The organism is Rhizobium sp. L43, assembly GCF_002531725.1.
Classification (GTDB): Bacteria; Pseudomonadota; Alphaproteobacteria; order Rhizobiales; family Rhizobiaceae; genus Rhizobium.
The window spans coordinates 126,721-141,854 of the sequence record NZ_NWSQ01000002.1 but is presented as its reverse complement, the minus strand read 5'-3'; the positions used below and the strand labels follow the sequence as shown (position 1 = coordinate 141,854).

The window sequence follows — 15,134 nt, the reverse complement described above, 5'->3', positions numbered from 1 at the left end:
TCAAGCCCTCGTCGCCAGTGCATAACGTGCGATCTCGATCCCCATCGCCTTTTCGACGACGGGATAGACGCTTGGGTCGAGCACGCTTGCCGAGAGCGGAATGATGTCCATCGGCACATGCAGGATGAAGACATGCATGCCGCCCTGAAGCTGGCCGACGCTGAGCGGCTCGCCCTCGGGTGACAGCGTGGTGATGACGGCGGGGAAGGTGGCAAGCCGCCTGCCATCGGCATCGTCCACCGCCATATATTCGTTCATCACATGCAGCGTCACCGATTTCTCGCCGGCGCCGACGCTGATCGTGCCGATGTCGAAGGCTTCCTTGGTGTAGACGACGTCCTTGCGGGTGATGATTCCTTCGGCAAGGATATGTCCGCCCGTTGTCTTGCAGATCGCATCGATGACGGCTGATCCGCCTTTCTTCTCCGCCGCGATGATTGCCTCGCCGAGTGCAAGCGCCATCGAGATGCCGCCGAGTGCGGCATGGGTGCGGACATAGGAGGCCCGGAGCGGATTGCGGCAGCTGGCGATGAAGCCGCCGGATTGATCGGCGGCGGCGCGCAGCACCGGCGAGATCTTCGCCGTCGCGCCCTTCACCACCAGTTCGATATAACGATTCTCCGCCCGGTTGCCGCCGACGGCGGTCTGGATCATCGGCTCGGGCGAACCGGCCATGCCGATCGAGCCCATGTCGCCCGTCGGATGCGCGCGGATATCGCCGACCGCATCGACCACCTTGGTGCCGAGGATTGCCGATGGCAGCCAGCCGTTCAGCGTCGAGGACTTTCCGTTCTGGCCGATGATCAGCCCGGACAGTTTCTCGCCCAGCGCCTCCTGCAGCAACTGCACCGCCTTCACGTAGTCGATGCCCTGCATTTCCCAGGGGGTGGTGGAGGCCGGCGCGCCGATCGCGGCTGCCGTCGCGATCCAATCCTCATCCTTCAGCTCGTCGATCGAGACCAGCTCCGGCTTGCCTATATTGACGGCCGCGTAACCAAGCATCCGTCCGTGATCGGCCCAGCCGCCGCCGCCGGCGGCGTAGACGGAGCCGCCCTTGACTGCGGCTTCGACATCCTTCTCAACCAGTATGCGTCCCATCCGCCCTCTCCTGATTCAAGCTCTTGTCCATCTCGCGCACCGCTTCGAACAGCACGGCGGCGCCGAGCGCGATATCGTCATTCTCGGCCCATTCGTCGGTCGAATGGCTGCGGCCATCGCGGCAGGCCACGAAGATCATCGCCGCCGGCGCCACCTTGGCGATCCAGGCCGTATCGTGTCCCGCGCCGGAGGCCATGCGCCGATGTCTCGCGCCGACACGGTCGCAGGCCGCCTCCAAGGTCGACAGCAGCCCGGCATCGCCGGGTGTCGGCAGATTGTCGGAAACCCGGTTCGGCGCCTTGATCGTCACGCTGTTGGCCGTCGCCAGCTTTTCGACATGGCCGTCGAGCCAGCGGCAGAAAGCCTCCATGTCGGCGCGGATCTCAGCGCGCCCGTCGATCAGCAGCACCACCTTCGACGGCACGACATTGGCGGCATTCGGCTCGATGCGGAATTCGCCGACCGTCGCTGCAAAATGCCCCGGCGTTTTGGCAAGCTCGGCGGCGGCATTGCGAATGTCGAGCACCAGCTGTGACGCCGCCACCAGCGCATCCGCCCGCCGGTCCATCGGCGTCGTGCCGGCGTGGTCGGCCCGCCCTTCGACGGTGATCTCGATCCGGGTGATGCCTGATATCGCGGTGACGATGCCGATATCCTGCTTTTCGGCTTCGAGCACCGGGCCTTGTTCGATATGGAGCTCGAGAAAGCCTGCTATATCGGGCCTGTTCTGCTGCATCAGCACATCCGGTCTGCCGCCGACCTCGGCGATGCCCTCGGCCAGGTCGCGGCCGTCGCTGGCGCGCGAAAGCCAGGCCTCGGGCAACTGGCCGGTCATGCCGCGGCTGCCGATGCAGGACACACCGAAGATGCTCACTTCCTCGGCCAGGAAATCGACGATCTCGAGATCGTGGTCGAGCTCGATGTTCTGATGACCAAGCGCGCGCGCCACCTCCAGCGCCGAGATCACCCCGGCAATGCCGTCGAAGCGGCCGCCGTCCGGCACCGTGTCGGAATGCGAGCCGACCATGATCGTGCCGAGCCACGGCTTCCGCCCCGTGCGTCGGCCGATCAGATTGCCGGCGGCATCGATCCGCGTTTCCAGCCCCGCCGCCTTCATCCGCGCTTCGAGATAGGCCCGGCCCTCGAGGAAGAGCGGCGAGAAGGCGCGCCGCGTCCAGGGACGCCCCGGCTCGGTGATTGCGGCCAGCGCCTCGATATCCCCGGCGATCCGGCCGGCATTGACGGGAAGATTGCGGCTCATGCGGCGGCCCCTGCGATGACCTGGCGCGGCAGCGGCCGCACGAAACGGCCGGTGCCGGGCACGGCCAGCACCTTGCCGCCCTCGGCGATCTTTTCGCCGCGGAGATAGGTGGCCGAGACGGTCCAGGGCAGGCGAATACCGTTATAAGGGCTCCAGCCGACGACATTGTTGCCGCTCGCCGCGGCATCATAGACGCTGTCGCGCGGCTCCAGCACGGTGATATCGGCGTCTTTGCCGGGGGTCAGCGCGCCTTTGATATGGTCGAGCCGGAAATGCTTCGCCGGATTCTCCGCCATCAGCCGGGCCGCCCATGTCAAGGGGATGCCGCGTTCGATGGCTCCCTTCACGAAAAGCGGCACCATCACCTCGAGGCCGGGAACGCCGGAGGCGTTGGCGAGCATGTCGGGATTGGTCTTGCGGTTTTCCGACCAGCTGACGTGATCGGTCGAGACCAGCCAGACATCGCCCTCGGCCACCTTCCGCCAGAGCCTCTCCACCTCGGCGCGCGGCCGGATGGGCGGATTGATCTTCGCCTTGCCGCCCAGGCGCTTCACGTCGTTTTCCTCGTCGAGGGTCAGGTAATGGATGCAGCATTCCACAGTTGCCGCAAAGCCGTCGCGGCGATAGGCGCGGGCGATATCGTAACCGCGTCCGAGCGAGCAGTGCACCACATGCGCCGGGCAGCCTGTGTTGGCGCCCGTCTCGAAGATCGTATGCATCGCCAGGAGCTCGGTAATCGCAGGCCGCGACAGGCCATGCGCCCGCCAGTCGGTGATGCCGCTCGCCTTCACCTGCTCCATATAGGTGCGCACCGCCTCGTCGTCTTCATTGTGCACGCCCGCCGTCAGCCCCGTCGGCGCGATCGCCGCAAAGCAGGCGTCGAGCAGGGCCGGCGGAATGCGGGGAAAGCGTTTGGGGTCGGTGCCGAAGGTCGAGAATTTGAAGGCCGCCACACCGGCCTCGACCATCTCGCGGATCCGCGCCGGGCCTTCATCCGGATCGATGGTGCCGTAGAGGGCGAAATCGACGCGCGCCTGTCGCTCCGCATGATCGATCTTCCGCTGCACCGCCACTGCCGAGCAGACGAGATTGCCCTCGTCGTAGGGCATGTCGACGATTGTTGTGACGCCGCCGGCCGCCGCCGAGCGCGTCGACCAGATGAAATCCTCCTGGTCCTTCTGCGAGAGCGAATGCACCTGCGCGTCGATCGCGCCGGGCAGGATCAGCGCTTTGCCGAGCAGATGCCGTTCGCGCGCCGCCGGCGGCACGCCGAGGCCGACTTCGGCGATTTTGCCGTCGCGCACGGCGACATAACCCTGTTCGAGAATGCGGTCCGGCAGCACCACTGTGCCCTGCAGAACGAGATCGAAATCCATGCCGCTTCTCCCTAAGCTCAATCAGACTGTTGCCGGCTCCTGGCTGGACAGCCGCTCCTCGATACGCTGCAGCGAGCCGAGGGCGAAGAAATCGTCGAAGGAGGCGATCGGCACCTGTTCGGTCAGCTTCGAGAGGAAGTCGTCCGAGCCGAGTTCTTCCTCGATCGCCTCAACTTCGGCCGAAAGCGGCCGGTCGACAGTATAGAAATCGGCATGTTTGCGCACGACCTCGTAGAGCATGGCGGCAACACCCTTCGGCTCGTCGCCGAGAATGTCGATCGCCTGGGCCGACAGCAGCGCCTCGAGCGCTGCGAGGCGTTTCAGCGCCCGCATCTGTCGGTCGAAGCGTTCGATGACGAGCGGCAGGAAGGCCGCCTCGTCCTCAAGGCCCGCCGCAACGACCAGCGACTGGGCCGAGACGGGATTGGACATCGACAGCACGCGCGAGAAGATCTCGCCGGCCAGCTTGATGATCGGTCCGAAACCGGTGGCGATCCGCCCCGGCGGCACGAGATTGACCGGCAGGTCGCGCCGCTGGCCGTTGCCGAGAATGACGCAGCGGTTGAAGGCATTGCGCGCCGCATGCGCCATGCAGAGCGCTGCCGATTCGAGCAGGATCGTCACGTCGAGCGGCAGCGAGCCGCCCGATGTCATCACCCGGCCTTCGACGACGACCGGATTGTCGTCCGAACGCCCGGTGGCGGCAAGGATCTTGTGGCCTGTTGAAAGCAGGTTTTCGATGACAGCGCCGAACACCTGGGCGATCATGCGCAGGCTGAGCGGATCCTGCACATGCGTGGCCACCGGCCAGTTCCACTCGTCGGAGGCATTGCAGAGCCAGGCGCCGATCAGCGCCTCGCGCGCCGTGCCGACATGGCGGACCGCCTTCCAGGGATCGCGGGAAGCGCCGAGCGCGCCTGATGCCATCATCGCCGTCGCCAAGAGGATGCGGATCGAGGCCGCGGCATTGCGCGTCGTTTCCGCCGCCGCCGCAAAACTCACCGCATTGATGCTGAGCGAGGCGAGGCTGTCGCGCGGCGCCATCCGCACCGGGTGCAGACCGGCGGCCCGGAAAGCCTCTGCCGCCTGCATCCGGTTGCCGCGATAGACCGCTTCGCCGACGCCGGTCAGCACCGCGCCGATCTGTCCCATCAGCCCGATATCCGCACAGCCGATCGAGCCGGTGCGGCGCACGACCGGGATCAGGTCGGCCTCGAGCATGGTGATATAGGCCTGGATCAGCTCCGGCGTGCAGCCGACCTGGCCGGTCAGCGCCGTATTGACGCGGATCGCCATGGCATTGCGCACGACATTGCAGGAAAACGGCGTGCCGGTGCCGAAGTGATGGGCGCGCACCAGGCCGAGGTTGAAAGTGTCGAGTTCGTCGGCCGACCACTCCACGTCCTTCATGGCGCCGACGCCTGTCGTCGAGCCGTAGACCGGCATGCCGGAGGCAATCGCATCCTCGACGACCTCGCGGGCGATTGCGATGCGGGCCATGCCGGTCGCCGAAGCCGAAATCGTCACCGTGCCCGCACCGATCGCTGCCATCTCGGCAAAACCGAGCGGTCGTCCGGAAAGTTCGATGCCAGGGCGGTCCTGCTTCATGTGCCTATCTCCTGGAACAGGATGATTTTAAACCGGATCGGCCAAAATCTGAATCCTTGTTCTGAATGCGAGACTAAGCGAGCCCTCCGTCACATGGGATATCCCAAATGCCGAACACAGCATGTTTTTGGCCGGCGCTCAGCTCAGCATCCAGGCAATATAGAGAAGCGTCACGGCGATGACCCACAGCGCGATCCTGCCCGAGCGATTGTGCCGTGCCTCGGACTTGCCGATCGCATCCGCCGTCTCAGCGTCGAAGCGCAGCCCGTGTTCGCTCATATGCAGAAGCTGGTGATGGAATTTTTCGGTCTTTGCGGCGATTTCCGGCACGGCTTCGGCGAGCTTGACCGCCGCCTTCAGCCCGTCCTTGAGATCGGTGGCGATCCGCTTCGGCCCGAGATTGGTGCGGATCCAGTCGCCGACGACAGGCTCGGAGGCCTTCCACATGTTGAAGCGCGGGTTGAGCATGCGCGACACGCCCTCGACCACGACCATGGTCTTCTGCAGCATCACCAGTTCCGGCCGCGTCGCCATGTCGAAGAGTTCGGTCACTTCGAACAGCAGCGTCAGCAGCTTGCCCATCGAAATCGTCTCGGCCGGCTGTCCATGGATCGGCTCGCCGATCGCCCGGATCGCCTGGGCGAAGCTCTCGACATTGTGGTGGCCGGGCACATAACCGGCCTCGAAATGCACCTCGGCGACGCGGATATAGTCGCGGGTGATGAAGCCGTAGAGGATCTCGGCAAGGAACCGCCGCTCCTTCTTGCCGAGCCGCCCGACGATGCCCATGTCGACGGCGACGATCATGCCGCCGGCATCGACGAAGAGGTTGCCCGGATGCATGTCGGCATGGAAGAAGCCGTCGCGCAGCGTGTGGCGCAGGAACGACTGGATCAGCGTATCGGCAAGCAGGTTGAGATCGTGGCCGGCAGCCCGCAGGCCTTCGACATCGGACATTCTCGTGCCGTCGATCCACTCCATGGTGATGACGTCGCGGCCGGTGCGTTCCCAGTCGACTTTCGGCACGCGGAAACCGGGATCTCTCTCGGTATTTTCGGCGATCTCGGAAAGCGCTGCCGCCTCCAGGCGAAGATCCATCTCCACCTTGGTCGTCTGCTCCAGCGTCTTCGTCACCTCGACCGGCCGCAGCCGCCGGCTCGAGGCTAAGAAACGCTCCTGCATATGGGCGACGAGATACATCGCCTCGATATCGTGGGCAAAACGCTGGCGCACGCCGGGCCGCACGATCTTGACGGCGACCTTCTTGCGGCCTGCCGATGTCTCGACTTCAGCCGGATGCACCTGGGCGATCGAGGCGGCGGCGATCGGATCGCCGAAGCTCGCATAGAGCTCGCCGATCGGCCGTCCGAGCGAGCCTTCGATATTGGCCTTGGCGGCCGCCGCGGGAAAGAAGGCCATCCGGTCCTGAAGCTGCGACAGGTCGTTGGCGAATTCGACGCCGACGACGTCAGGCCGCGTCGCCAGGAACTGCCCGATCTTCACATAGGACGGACCGAGCCGCTCGACGGCCTGCGCCAATCGGTCGCTGCGCTTCTGATGCCGCGCCTTGCTTCGCTCGAAAATCGTGACGAAGGATTTGGCAAGCGCGATCGGCGGCGGCAGGCCTTCGGACGGAAGCGCCGACACGACGCCCTCACGCACGAGCACCCAGCCGACGCGCCAGAGGCGGAAATAGGCTCCGAAAGTGCTCATGCAGGTTTGCCTGCTTGCGAAGGCGCGGCCAATCTCTCCACCCTCATCCCTCAGAGCTTCCAGCCGGAATGGAGGGCGGCAATGCCGCCGGTGTAATTGGTGTAGGTGACGCGCGAAAAGCCGGCCTGGCGGATCATCGCCGCGAAATTCTCCTGGTTCGGGAACTTGCGGATCGATTCCACCAGATATTGGTAGGGTTCGGCATCGCCGGTGATCGCCTTGCCGAATTGCGGAATGGCATTGAACGACCAGGCGTCGTAGATTTTGTCGAGAAGCGGCATGTCGACTTCGGAAAATTCCAGCACCAGCAGCCGTCCGCCGCGCTTCAACACGCGATAGGCTTCCGACAGCGCGACATCGATCCGCGGTACGTTGCGGATGCCGAAGGCGATCGTATAGGCGTCGAAGCTGCCGGCCTCGAAGGGCAGTTCCTCGGCATTTGCCTCGACGAAAGTAAGATTGTCGGACAGCTTCTTCTTCTCAGCCCGCTCGGCGCCGACGCCGAGCATCGAGCCGTTGATGTCGAGCACGGTTGCATGCGCCTGCCGGCCCGAGGCCTCGACGATGCGGAAGGCGATATCGCCCGTGCCGCCGGCAACGTCGAGCACCTTGTAACCCCGCTCCTTGCGCGGGTTGAGCGCCGAAATCATCGCGTCTTTCCAGGCGCGGTGCATGCCCATCGACATGACGTCGTTCATGATGTCGTAGCGCTTGGCGACCTTGTGGAACACCTGGTTGACAAGGCCCTGCTTCTCGCCGTCAGACACCTCACGAAAGCCGTAGGAGGTCTCCATGCCGCCTTCGGCGGAGGTGCGGCTTTCTGACATCAGACTGCTCCATTCCTTAAGATTCGGGCGCGGCGGCCATAGCGAAAGACTGCGCGCGACGTTATCACTGGGCCGCGCTGTCGGCGGCACTCTGGCGCTATAGCGCACATCGTCGTCGGTTGAAACACGTTAGATATAGATGGGTTAAGATGCCGGAATTGCCAGAAGTCGAAACGGTGAAACGCGGCCTGGCGCCGGCGATGGAGGGGGCTCGCGTCACCCGGCTGGAGCTGCGCCGCGGCGATCTGCGCTTTCCCTTTCCCGATGCGTTCGCCGACAGGGTTTCCGGCCGCACCATTATCAGCCTCGGCCGCCGCGCCAAATATCTGCTGGTCGATCTCGACGACGGCAACACGCTGATATCCCATCTCGGCATGTCCGGCTCCTTCCGCATCGAGGAGGGGGTTGCCTCCACAGCACTGGGCGAATTCCACCATGCCCGCGCCAAGGATGAGAAGCACGATCACGTCGTCTTTCATCTCGAAGGTTCGGGCGGCCCGCGCCGCGTCGTCTACAACGATCCGCGCCGGTTCGGCTTCATGGATATGGTCGGGCGGGCCGATCTCGCCGCCCATCCCTTCTTCCGCGATCTCGGCCCGGAACCGACAGGAAACGAGCTTGGCGCCGCCTATCTCGCCGAACGGTTCCGCGACAAGGCGCAGCCGCTGAAGAGCGCGCTGCTCGACCAGAAGAATATTGCCGGCCTCGGAAATATCTACGTCTGCGAGGCGCTGTGGCGCTCGCATCTGTCGCCGCTCCGCGCCGCCGGCACGCTGGTGACGGCGGCCGGCCGGCCGACGGCGCAGCTCGACCTGCTCGTCGCCGCGATCCGCGACGTTATCGCCGATGCGATTGCCGCCGGCGGATCGTCGCTGCGTGACCATATCCAGACCGACGGATCGCTCGGCTATTTCCAGCATTCCTTCTCCGTCTATGATCGCGAAGGTCAGGCTTGCCGCACGCCCGGCTGCGGCGGTACGGTCGCCCGTATCGTCCAGGCGGGCCGCTCCACCTTCTATTGCGCCACCTGCCAGAAATAAGAGTGAGAAACCGGGAGAACAGCATGGCCTATGAGACCCTGATCGTCGAAACCCGAGGCAATGTCGGCCTCGTCACGCTGAACCGCCCGCAGGCGCTGAACGCGCTGAATTCCACGGTGCTGAAGGAATTGAAGCAAGCCTATGCCGCCTTCCACGCCGACGAGACGGTCGGCGCGATCGTGCTCACCGGTTCCGAGCGCGCCTTTGCCGCCGGCGCCGATATCAAGGAGATGCAGGCGCTGCAATTTGCCGATATCTATAAGAGTGATTTCATCAGCGGCTGGGATGATGTCGCGAAGGCACGCAAGCCTGTTATCGCTGCCGTCAGCGGTTTTGCGCTCGGCGGCGGCTGCGAGCTTGCCATGATGTGCGATTTCATCATCGCCTCGGAAACGGCGAAGTTCGGCCAGCCGGAAATCACCCTGGGCGTCATTCCCGGCATGGGCGGCTCGCAGCGGCTGACGCGCGCCGTCGGCAAGGCGAAGGCGATGGATCTGATCCTGACCGGCCGGATGATGGATGCGACTGAGGCCGAACGATCGGGACTCGTTTCGCGTGTGGTGGCGCCCGAGCGTCTGCTCGACGAGGCTTTTGCCGCAGCCGAAAAGATCGCCTCGCTGTCGCGTCCCTCGGTGCTGATGGCCAAGGAGGTGGTCAACCGCGCATTCGAGACGACGCTGGAGGAGGGCTTGCGTTTCGAGCGCCGGCTGTTTCACAGTCTCTTTGCCACCGACGACCAGAAAGAAGGCATGGCGGCCTTCGTCGAGAAGCGCAAACCGGCTTTTACGCACCGTTGAAGGCTTTTCGGCGGTTCCCGCGGCAAAGCTTGAAAATCCGCGTTGACGTGGGCCGGCTTTAGAGTTATATGCCCGCCCACGGTTCGGAAAGCCGGTTTGGTTTTCCGCGATTGCTCCCGCATTGCTGGATTTTGTGGCCGCAGGGCCCGCGGTAATGGCGGAGTTTGTTCGAATTCTTGAGAGAGGCATCCATGGCCAATACAACTTCGGCGAAAAAAGCGACCCGCAAGATCGCCCGCCGTACCGACGTCAATAAGGCTCGTCGCTCGCGCGTTCGTACTTTCGTTCGCCAGGTCGAAGAGGCCATCGCATCCGGTGATGCCGCCAAGGCGAAGGAAGCTTTCCTGGCTGCTCAGCCCGAGCTTGCCCGCGCCGCCAGCAAGGGCGTGTTGCACGCCAACACGGCATCGCGCAAGGTCTCGCGCCTGGCCGCTCGTGTAAAGGCTCTTTCGGTCACCGCGACCGCGTAATCTTCCATTAACGACCTCCTCGTTATGATTAGCCCGGTAATTTTACCGGGCTTTTTCGATTCCGCCGATCAGCCCCTGTATGGTTAATCTCACGACTGTTTCGTGTCAGCGCCATGACAGGAAAAAGCGTTTAAAAACAAAGACTTGCGCAAGGATGCTTCTGCATTGCGCGACTCTGCCCCACGCTTCCGTGACCAGGGGGGAGTCAAGAAGATTTTTATTTTTTTTCTTTCCATGCGTGTCAAAATAGCCCGAACGGGGAATCTCCTTGATTCAAAAGCGATTCTTTTTTGACGCTGGTGTGACGCCCGAAAAGGGCAGGCGGAGTCAATGCCCGCTTCTTAATTTTGCGTAAAATTCATCGTTGATATTGCCTTTTGATCCTGCCTAAATGGCTTCCAACAAAGGGCGCGGACATCACCTGCAGAGGCTCGGTCTTAACTGCCATGTCGGCAGGGCGATAAGTTTGTGCCATTTGTTACGGAGCCGTGCGCTTCCGTTTTTTCAAGCACTCGACGGATTTGGGCCGTAACGTGGCTGTTACGGGCAGGGATGTTTTGTGCCTTCAGCGGCCACACGTTTAAGGCGAGGCCGCCGGAGAAGGTTAAAGTGATATTGCGTTCGGGCTGGTCGGCCGAAAACGAGGATCGACCGCCAGCCTGGCACGGAACGCCGATGAAGGTGCCGCATGAATGCGGTCCCTGCAACGGAATTTCGTGCCGGTCCCTTCGGGGGCAGTGTTTGAGTGAACCGGCAGGTGAGCGGCTCATGAGGATCCGTCAGCCCGCCAAAGCGGGGAATATATCGGGCGGCCGTTTTAGCGGAGGCCGGCCGGTGGAATTGAAAGGCGGCATTATGCAGATGAATACGATGACGACGGGCGGGCTCGACAATGGGGATGTGGCACCGCAGGCGTTTGGCGCCATTCGCCTCGAAGTGGGAGAAGCAAAGGCGGAAATGAAGCACGGCATCTTGTTTGAGCGTGTCAGCGCGCGCTTGAAGGCCCAGGTCGGTCCTGACGTCTATGCCAGCTGGTTCGCCAGGCTGAAGCTGCATTCGGTCTCGAAGAGCGTGGTTCGCCTTTCGGTTCCCACGACCTTCCTGAAGTCGTGGATCAACAATCGTTATCTCGATCTCATCACCGGTCTGTTCCAGGCCGAGGATCCGGAAATTCTAAAGATCGAAGTCCTGGTGCGCACGGCAACGCGCAGCGGCACCAAGGCGCTCGACGAGGCGGCTCAGCCCGAGCCGGTCGTTGCCCCCCAGGCGCGCCGTCCCGCCAGCGCCCAGCCGGCCGGTCAGGCCGTCCAGCAGGCGGTTTCGGCTGTTGCTGCGGCAAGGCCTGCAAGCTTCGGTTCGCCGCTCTTCGGTTCGCCGCTCGATAGCCGCTTCACCTTCGACACCTTCGTCGAAGGCAGCTCGAACCGCGTCGCACTTGCGGCAGCGAAGACGATCGCCGAAGCCGGTTCCGGCGCCGTGCGTTTCAATCCGCTCTTCATTCATTCGACGGTTGGTCTCGGCAAGACCCACCTGCTGCAGGCGGTCGCCAATGCGGCGGTGCAGAACCCCAGGGCTCTGCGCGTCGTTTATCTCACTGCCGAATATTTCATGTGGCGCTTCGCCACCGCGATCCGCGACAATGATGCGCTGACGCTGAAGGATTCGCTGCGCAACATCGATCTGTTGATCATCGACGACATGCAGTTTCTGCAGGGTAAGATGATCCAGCATGAATTCTGCCATCTGCTCAACATGCTGCTCGACAGCGCCAAGCAGGTGGTCGTCGCCGCCGACCGCGCCCCTTGGGAGCTGGAGTCGCTTGATCCCCGCGTCCGCTCGCGCCTGCAGGGCGGTGTCGCGATCGAATTCGACGCGCCGGATTACGAGATGCGTCTCGAAATCCTCAAGCGTCGCCTTGCTGCAGCCCGGCTCGAAGATCCGTCGCTCGAAATTCCGGCCGAACTGCTCCAGCATGTCGCCCGCAACGTCACGGCCAGCGGCCGCGAACTCGAAGGCGCTTTCAACCAGCTGGTCTTCCGTCGCTCCTTCGAGCCGAACCTGTCGATCGAGCGGGTCGACGAACTGCTTGCCCATCTGGTCGGTTCCGGCGAGCCCCGCCGGGTGCGTATCGAGGACATCCAGCGCATCGTCGCCAGACACTACAACGTCTCGCGCCAGGAACTGGTCTCGAACCGTCGCACCCGCGTCATCGTCAAGCCGCGCCAGATCGCCATGTATCTGTCGAAGACGCTGACGCCGCGCTCCTTCCCGGAGATCGGCCGCCGTTTCGGCGGAAGGGATCACACGACCGTGCTGCATGCCGTGCGCAAGATCGAGGAGCTGATTTCGGGAGACACCAAGCTTTCACACGAAGTCGAGCTTCTGAAGCGGCTGATCAACGAATAGTCGACGGCTTTCTTGAGGATTGGACGGCCGGAAGCGATTCCGGCCGTTTTCCTTTATAAGCTTTTTATTCTATACCTCCGGCGCATCCCGTGCATATCGCCCAAAGCACAGCGGTTTTGGGGAGCGGCCTGCATGAAGATAAAGACTGAAGCGCCAAAACGGGGCGTGGGAGGAAATCAATGAGTTTTGAAAAGATCGCCGTTCTCGGCCTGGGCAAGGTCGGACGGCTGGCGGCGACGCTGTTGCATGAAGGCGGCTTCGAGGTGATCGGCGTCGATGCGCAATTGCCGCTGAGCGACGTCCCGTTCAAATGCCGCACCGGCGATATCTCCGATCCCGAGGTAATCGGCGAACTGCTCTCCAGTGTCGAGGCGGTGCTCTCCTGCCTGCCCTATCATTTGAACATCGAATTGGCGCGCGCCGCCCATCTCGCCGGCATTCATTATTTCGACCTGACGGAAGACGTTTCCACAACCAATTTCATCATCGAACTGTCGAAGACCGCCCGCGGCCTGATGGCGCCGCAATGCGGCCTCGCGCCGGGTTTCGTCGGTATCGTCGGCGCCAGCCTTGCCGACGGCTTCGAGCGCTGCCGTTCGATCCGCATGCGTGTCGGCGCCTTGCCGCAGCATCCGACGGGACTGCTCGGCTATGCCTTCAACTGGTCGCCCGAGGGTGTCGTCAACGAATATCTGAACGATTGCGAGGTCATCGAGGGCGGCGTGCGCAAGCTCGTCTCGCCGATGGAATGGCACGAGACCGTCTATGTCGGCGGCGTCAAGCTCGAAGCCTTCACCACCTCGGGCGGTCTCGGCACCATGTGCGACACGATGCTCGGCAAGATCGACAATCTCGACTACAAGACCATGCGCTATCCCGGCCATATGGAGCTGATGAATTTCTTCTTCCACGAGCTTCTGATGCGCGACAAGCGCAAGCTGGCCGGCGAGATCCTGACCAATGCCAAGCCGCCTGTCGAAGACGACGTCGTCTATGTCCATGTCGCCGCCGAAGGGACCGAGAACGGCAGCCTGCGCCGCAAGGAGTTCGTGCGCGCCTATTATCCGATCGAGATTGCCGGCGCGCGCCGCACGGCGATCGCCTGGACGACGTCGGCCTCGGTCGTTGCCGTCATCGAGATGGTCCGCGACGGCCTGCTGCCGGCGACCGGCTTCCTGCACCAGGAGCATATTCCGCTTGACATGTTCTTGAAGACGCCGACCGGCAGCCTGTTCAAGACGGGTGCGACCAGCCACCGCTGACATCAGAGTCCGGCGCGGCGGCGATATCGATGCCGCCGCGTCGCAAATCCGTTCGTCGTATTGATGTCAGCAGGCGAGATCGGCGACGACGGAATCGAGGATCAGCATGCCCGACGGCGTGCAGCGCAGGCGTGAATTGCCGATCCGCTCGATGAATTTGTGTTCGAGCAGGAATTCCTCGCGTTTCGGGTCGAGGTCGCGGCCGGAAAGCTGCTGCCAGCGGGCAAGGTCGACGCCCTCCCGCAGCCGCAGTCCCATCAGCAGCAGCTCGTCGGACTGTTCCTCATAGCCGAGCCGCTCCTGGTCGAGAATGCCGTGGCCGTCGCGCTCGACCATCTCGAGCCAGGCTTCCGGCTTGCGCTCGGTGGCTGTCGCGAGCTTTTCCGAGCCGCGCGTCAGCCTTCCATGGGCGCCGGGGCCGATGCCGGCATAATCGCCGTAGCGCCAATAGGTCAGGTTGTGCCTGCTTTCGGCACCCGGCCGGGCATGGTTGGAGACCTCATAGGCCGGCATGCCTTCGCGCGCGGTGATCTCCTGCGTCGCTTCGTAGAGCACTGCCGATTGCTCGCCGTCCGGCACGATCAGCTTTCCGGCCTTGTGCAGGCCGTAGAAGGGCGTGCCTTCCTCGATGGTCAGCTGATAGAGGGAGAGGTGGTCGACCGCATAGGAGATCGCCTGCTTCAGCTCGCTTTCCCATTCCTCCACCGTCTGCTCCGGCCGGGCGTAGATCAGGTCGAAGGACATGCGCGGAAAAATGTCGCGCGCCAGCCGGATCGCCTTCAGCGCGTCGGCGACGTCATGCAGCCGGCCGAGGAATTTCAGATCCCGATCATCAAGCGCCTGCACGCCGAGCGAGACGCGATTGACGCCGGACGCCCGGTAGCCGCGGAAGCGATCGGCCTCGACGCTCGAAGGATTGGCCTCCATGGTGATCTCGATGCCATCGGGCACATGCCAGTGCCGGGCAATGCCGTCGAGAATGGCCGAGACCGTTTCCGGTTTCATCAGTGAGGGTGTGCCGCCGCCGAGGAAGATGCTGGTGACGGTCTTCGGCCCGCTCATGGCCCGAACCGTTGCCATCTCCTTCAGGAAGGCTGATGCAAAGCGCTCCTGATCCACCGGCTGGTGGCGCACATGGCTGTTGAAGTCGCAATAGGGACACTTCGCCGCGCAGAAGGGCCAATGGACATAGACGCCGAAGCCGGGCTCGCCGGTATCGGGCAGCAGCGCCGCATCGCGCGAGGAGCCTGGCGTGTCGAAATTGTCCACGTGGTAA

Annotated in this window: 12 protein-coding genes; 5 read left to right on the top strand and 7 right to left on the bottom strand. The window is 63.4% G+C overall.

Annotation, left to right across the window (positions count from 1 at the left end):
- From CO667_RS03190 to ubiE, 6 genes are all read right to left on the bottom strand, one after another.
- Positions 1 to 1,098, bottom strand: a complete 1,098-nt coding sequence (locus tag CO667_RS03190) for a DUF917 domain-containing protein (protein ID WP_097617029.1) — start codon at positions 1,096 to 1,098, stop codon at positions 1 to 3.
- The gene (locus tag CO667_RS03185) at positions 1,079 to 2,359 is read right to left on the bottom strand and encodes a Zn-dependent hydrolase (RefSeq protein WP_097617028.1); all 1,281 of its coding nucleotides are present in this window, start codon (positions 2,357 to 2,359) and stop codon (positions 1,079 to 1,081) included. The genes CO667_RS03190 and CO667_RS03185 overlap by 20 nt, the downstream gene beginning before the upstream one ends.
- Positions 2,356 to 3,735 (bottom strand): amidohydrolase family protein, encoded by a 1,380-nt coding sequence (locus CO667_RS03180; protein WP_097617027.1) that lies wholly within the window; start codon positions 3,733 to 3,735, stop codon positions 2,356 to 2,358. The genes CO667_RS03185 and CO667_RS03180 overlap by 4 nt, the downstream gene beginning before the upstream one ends.
- Positions 3,736 to 3,756: 21 nt before the next feature.
- A complete protein-coding gene (locus CO667_RS03175) occupies positions 3,757 to 5,343 on the bottom strand; it encodes an aromatic amino acid lyase (protein WP_097617026.1) in 1,587 nt (528 codons plus the stop codon).
- A 138-nt stretch (positions 5,344 to 5,481) separates the two neighbouring features.
- A complete protein-coding gene (gene ubiB / locus CO667_RS03170) occupies positions 5,482 to 7,056 on the bottom strand; it encodes a 2-polyprenylphenol 6-hydroxylase (protein ID WP_097617025.1) in 1,575 nt (524 codons plus the stop codon).
- A 50-nt stretch (positions 7,057 to 7,106) separates the two neighbouring features.
- The gene (gene ubiE / locus CO667_RS03165) at positions 7,107 to 7,883 is read right to left on the bottom strand and encodes a bifunctional demethylmenaquinone methyltransferase/2-methoxy-6-polyprenyl-1,4-benzoquinol methylase UbiE (RefSeq protein ID WP_097617024.1); all 777 of its coding nucleotides are present in this window, start codon (positions 7,881 to 7,883) and stop codon (positions 7,107 to 7,109) included.
- A gap of 149 nt (positions 7,884 to 8,032) precedes the next feature.
- Between ubiE and mutM the strand changes: the two genes are divergently transcribed.
- The 5 genes from mutM to CO667_RS03140 all read left to right on the top strand — a co-directional run bounded on the left by mutM (position 8,033) and on the right by CO667_RS03140 (position 13,858).
- A complete protein-coding gene (mutM, locus tag CO667_RS03160) occupies positions 8,033 to 8,923 on the top strand; it encodes a bifunctional DNA-formamidopyrimidine glycosylase/DNA-(apurinic or apyrimidinic site) lyase (RefSeq protein ID WP_097617023.1) in 891 nt (296 codons plus the stop codon).
- A gap of 23 nt (positions 8,924 to 8,946) precedes the next feature.
- Positions 8,947 to 9,720 (top strand): enoyl-CoA hydratase, encoded by a 774-nt coding sequence (locus tag CO667_RS03155; RefSeq protein WP_097617022.1) that lies wholly within the window; start codon positions 8,947 to 8,949, stop codon positions 9,718 to 9,720.
- Between the two features lie 191 nt (positions 9,721 to 9,911).
- On the top strand, positions 9,912 to 10,190 hold the full coding sequence (rpsT, locus tag CO667_RS03150; protein ID WP_003570835.1) for a 30S ribosomal protein S20: 279 nt from the start codon (positions 9,912 to 9,914) through the stop codon (positions 10,188 to 10,190).
- 855 nt (positions 10,191 to 11,045) lie between these two features.
- Positions 11,046 to 12,596: a chromosomal replication initiator protein DnaA gene (gene dnaA, locus CO667_RS03145; protein WP_097617296.1), complete on the top strand. Its 1,551-nt coding sequence runs from the start codon at positions 11,046 to 11,048 to the stop codon at positions 12,594 to 12,596.
- A gap of 179 nt (positions 12,597 to 12,775) precedes the next feature.
- The gene (locus CO667_RS03140) at positions 12,776 to 13,858 is read left to right on the top strand and encodes a saccharopine dehydrogenase C-terminal domain-containing protein (RefSeq protein WP_097617021.1); all 1,083 of its coding nucleotides are present in this window, start codon (positions 12,776 to 12,778) and stop codon (positions 13,856 to 13,858) included.
- Positions 13,859 to 13,924: 66 nt separating this feature from the next.
- Here CO667_RS03140 and hemW read toward each other — a convergent pair whose 3' ends face one another.
- Entirely contained in the window at positions 13,925 to 15,127 is a 1,203-nt protein-coding gene (gene hemW, locus CO667_RS03135) for a radical SAM family heme chaperone HemW (protein WP_097617020.1), read from the bottom strand.
- Positions 15,128 to 15,134 lie beyond the last annotated feature (7 nt).

Coding starts and splice junctions, on each gene's coding strand:
- CO667_RS03185 (WP_097617028.1), bottom strand. CDS start 2,359: ATGAGCCGCAATCTTCCCGTCAATGCCGGCCGGATCGCCGGGGATATC.
- ubiB (WP_097617025.1), bottom strand. CDS start 7,056: ATGAGCACTTTCGGAGCCTATTTCCGCCTCTGGCGCGTCGGCTGGGTG.
- CO667_RS03180 (WP_097617027.1), bottom strand. CDS start 3,735: ATGGATTTCGATCTCGTTCTGCAGGGCACAGTGGTGCTGCCGGACCGC.
- ubiE (WP_097617024.1), bottom strand. CDS start 7,883: ATGTCAGAAAGCCGCACCTCCGCCGAAGGCGGCATGGAGACCTCCTAC.
- CO667_RS03140 (WP_097617021.1), top strand. CDS start 12,776: ATGAGTTTTGAAAAGATCGCCGTTCTCGGCCTGGGCAAGGTCGGACGG.
- rpsT (WP_003570835.1), top strand. CDS start 9,912: ATGGCCAATACAACTTCGGCGAAAAAAGCGACCCGCAAGATCGCCCGC.
- CO667_RS03190 (WP_097617029.1), bottom strand. CDS start 1,098: ATGGGACGCATACTGGTTGAGAAGGATGTCGAAGCCGCAGTCAAGGGC.
- CO667_RS03175 (WP_097617026.1), bottom strand. CDS start 5,343: ATGAAGCAGGACCGCCCTGGCATCGAACTTTCCGGACGACCGCTCGGT.
- CO667_RS03155 (WP_097617022.1), top strand. CDS start 8,947: ATGGCCTATGAGACCCTGATCGTCGAAACCCGAGGCAATGTCGGCCTC.
- mutM (WP_097617023.1), top strand. CDS start 8,033: ATGCCGGAATTGCCAGAAGTCGAAACGGTGAAACGCGGCCTGGCGCCG.
- dnaA (WP_097617296.1), top strand. CDS start 11,046: ATGCAGATGAATACGATGACGACGGGCGGGCTCGACAATGGGGATGTG.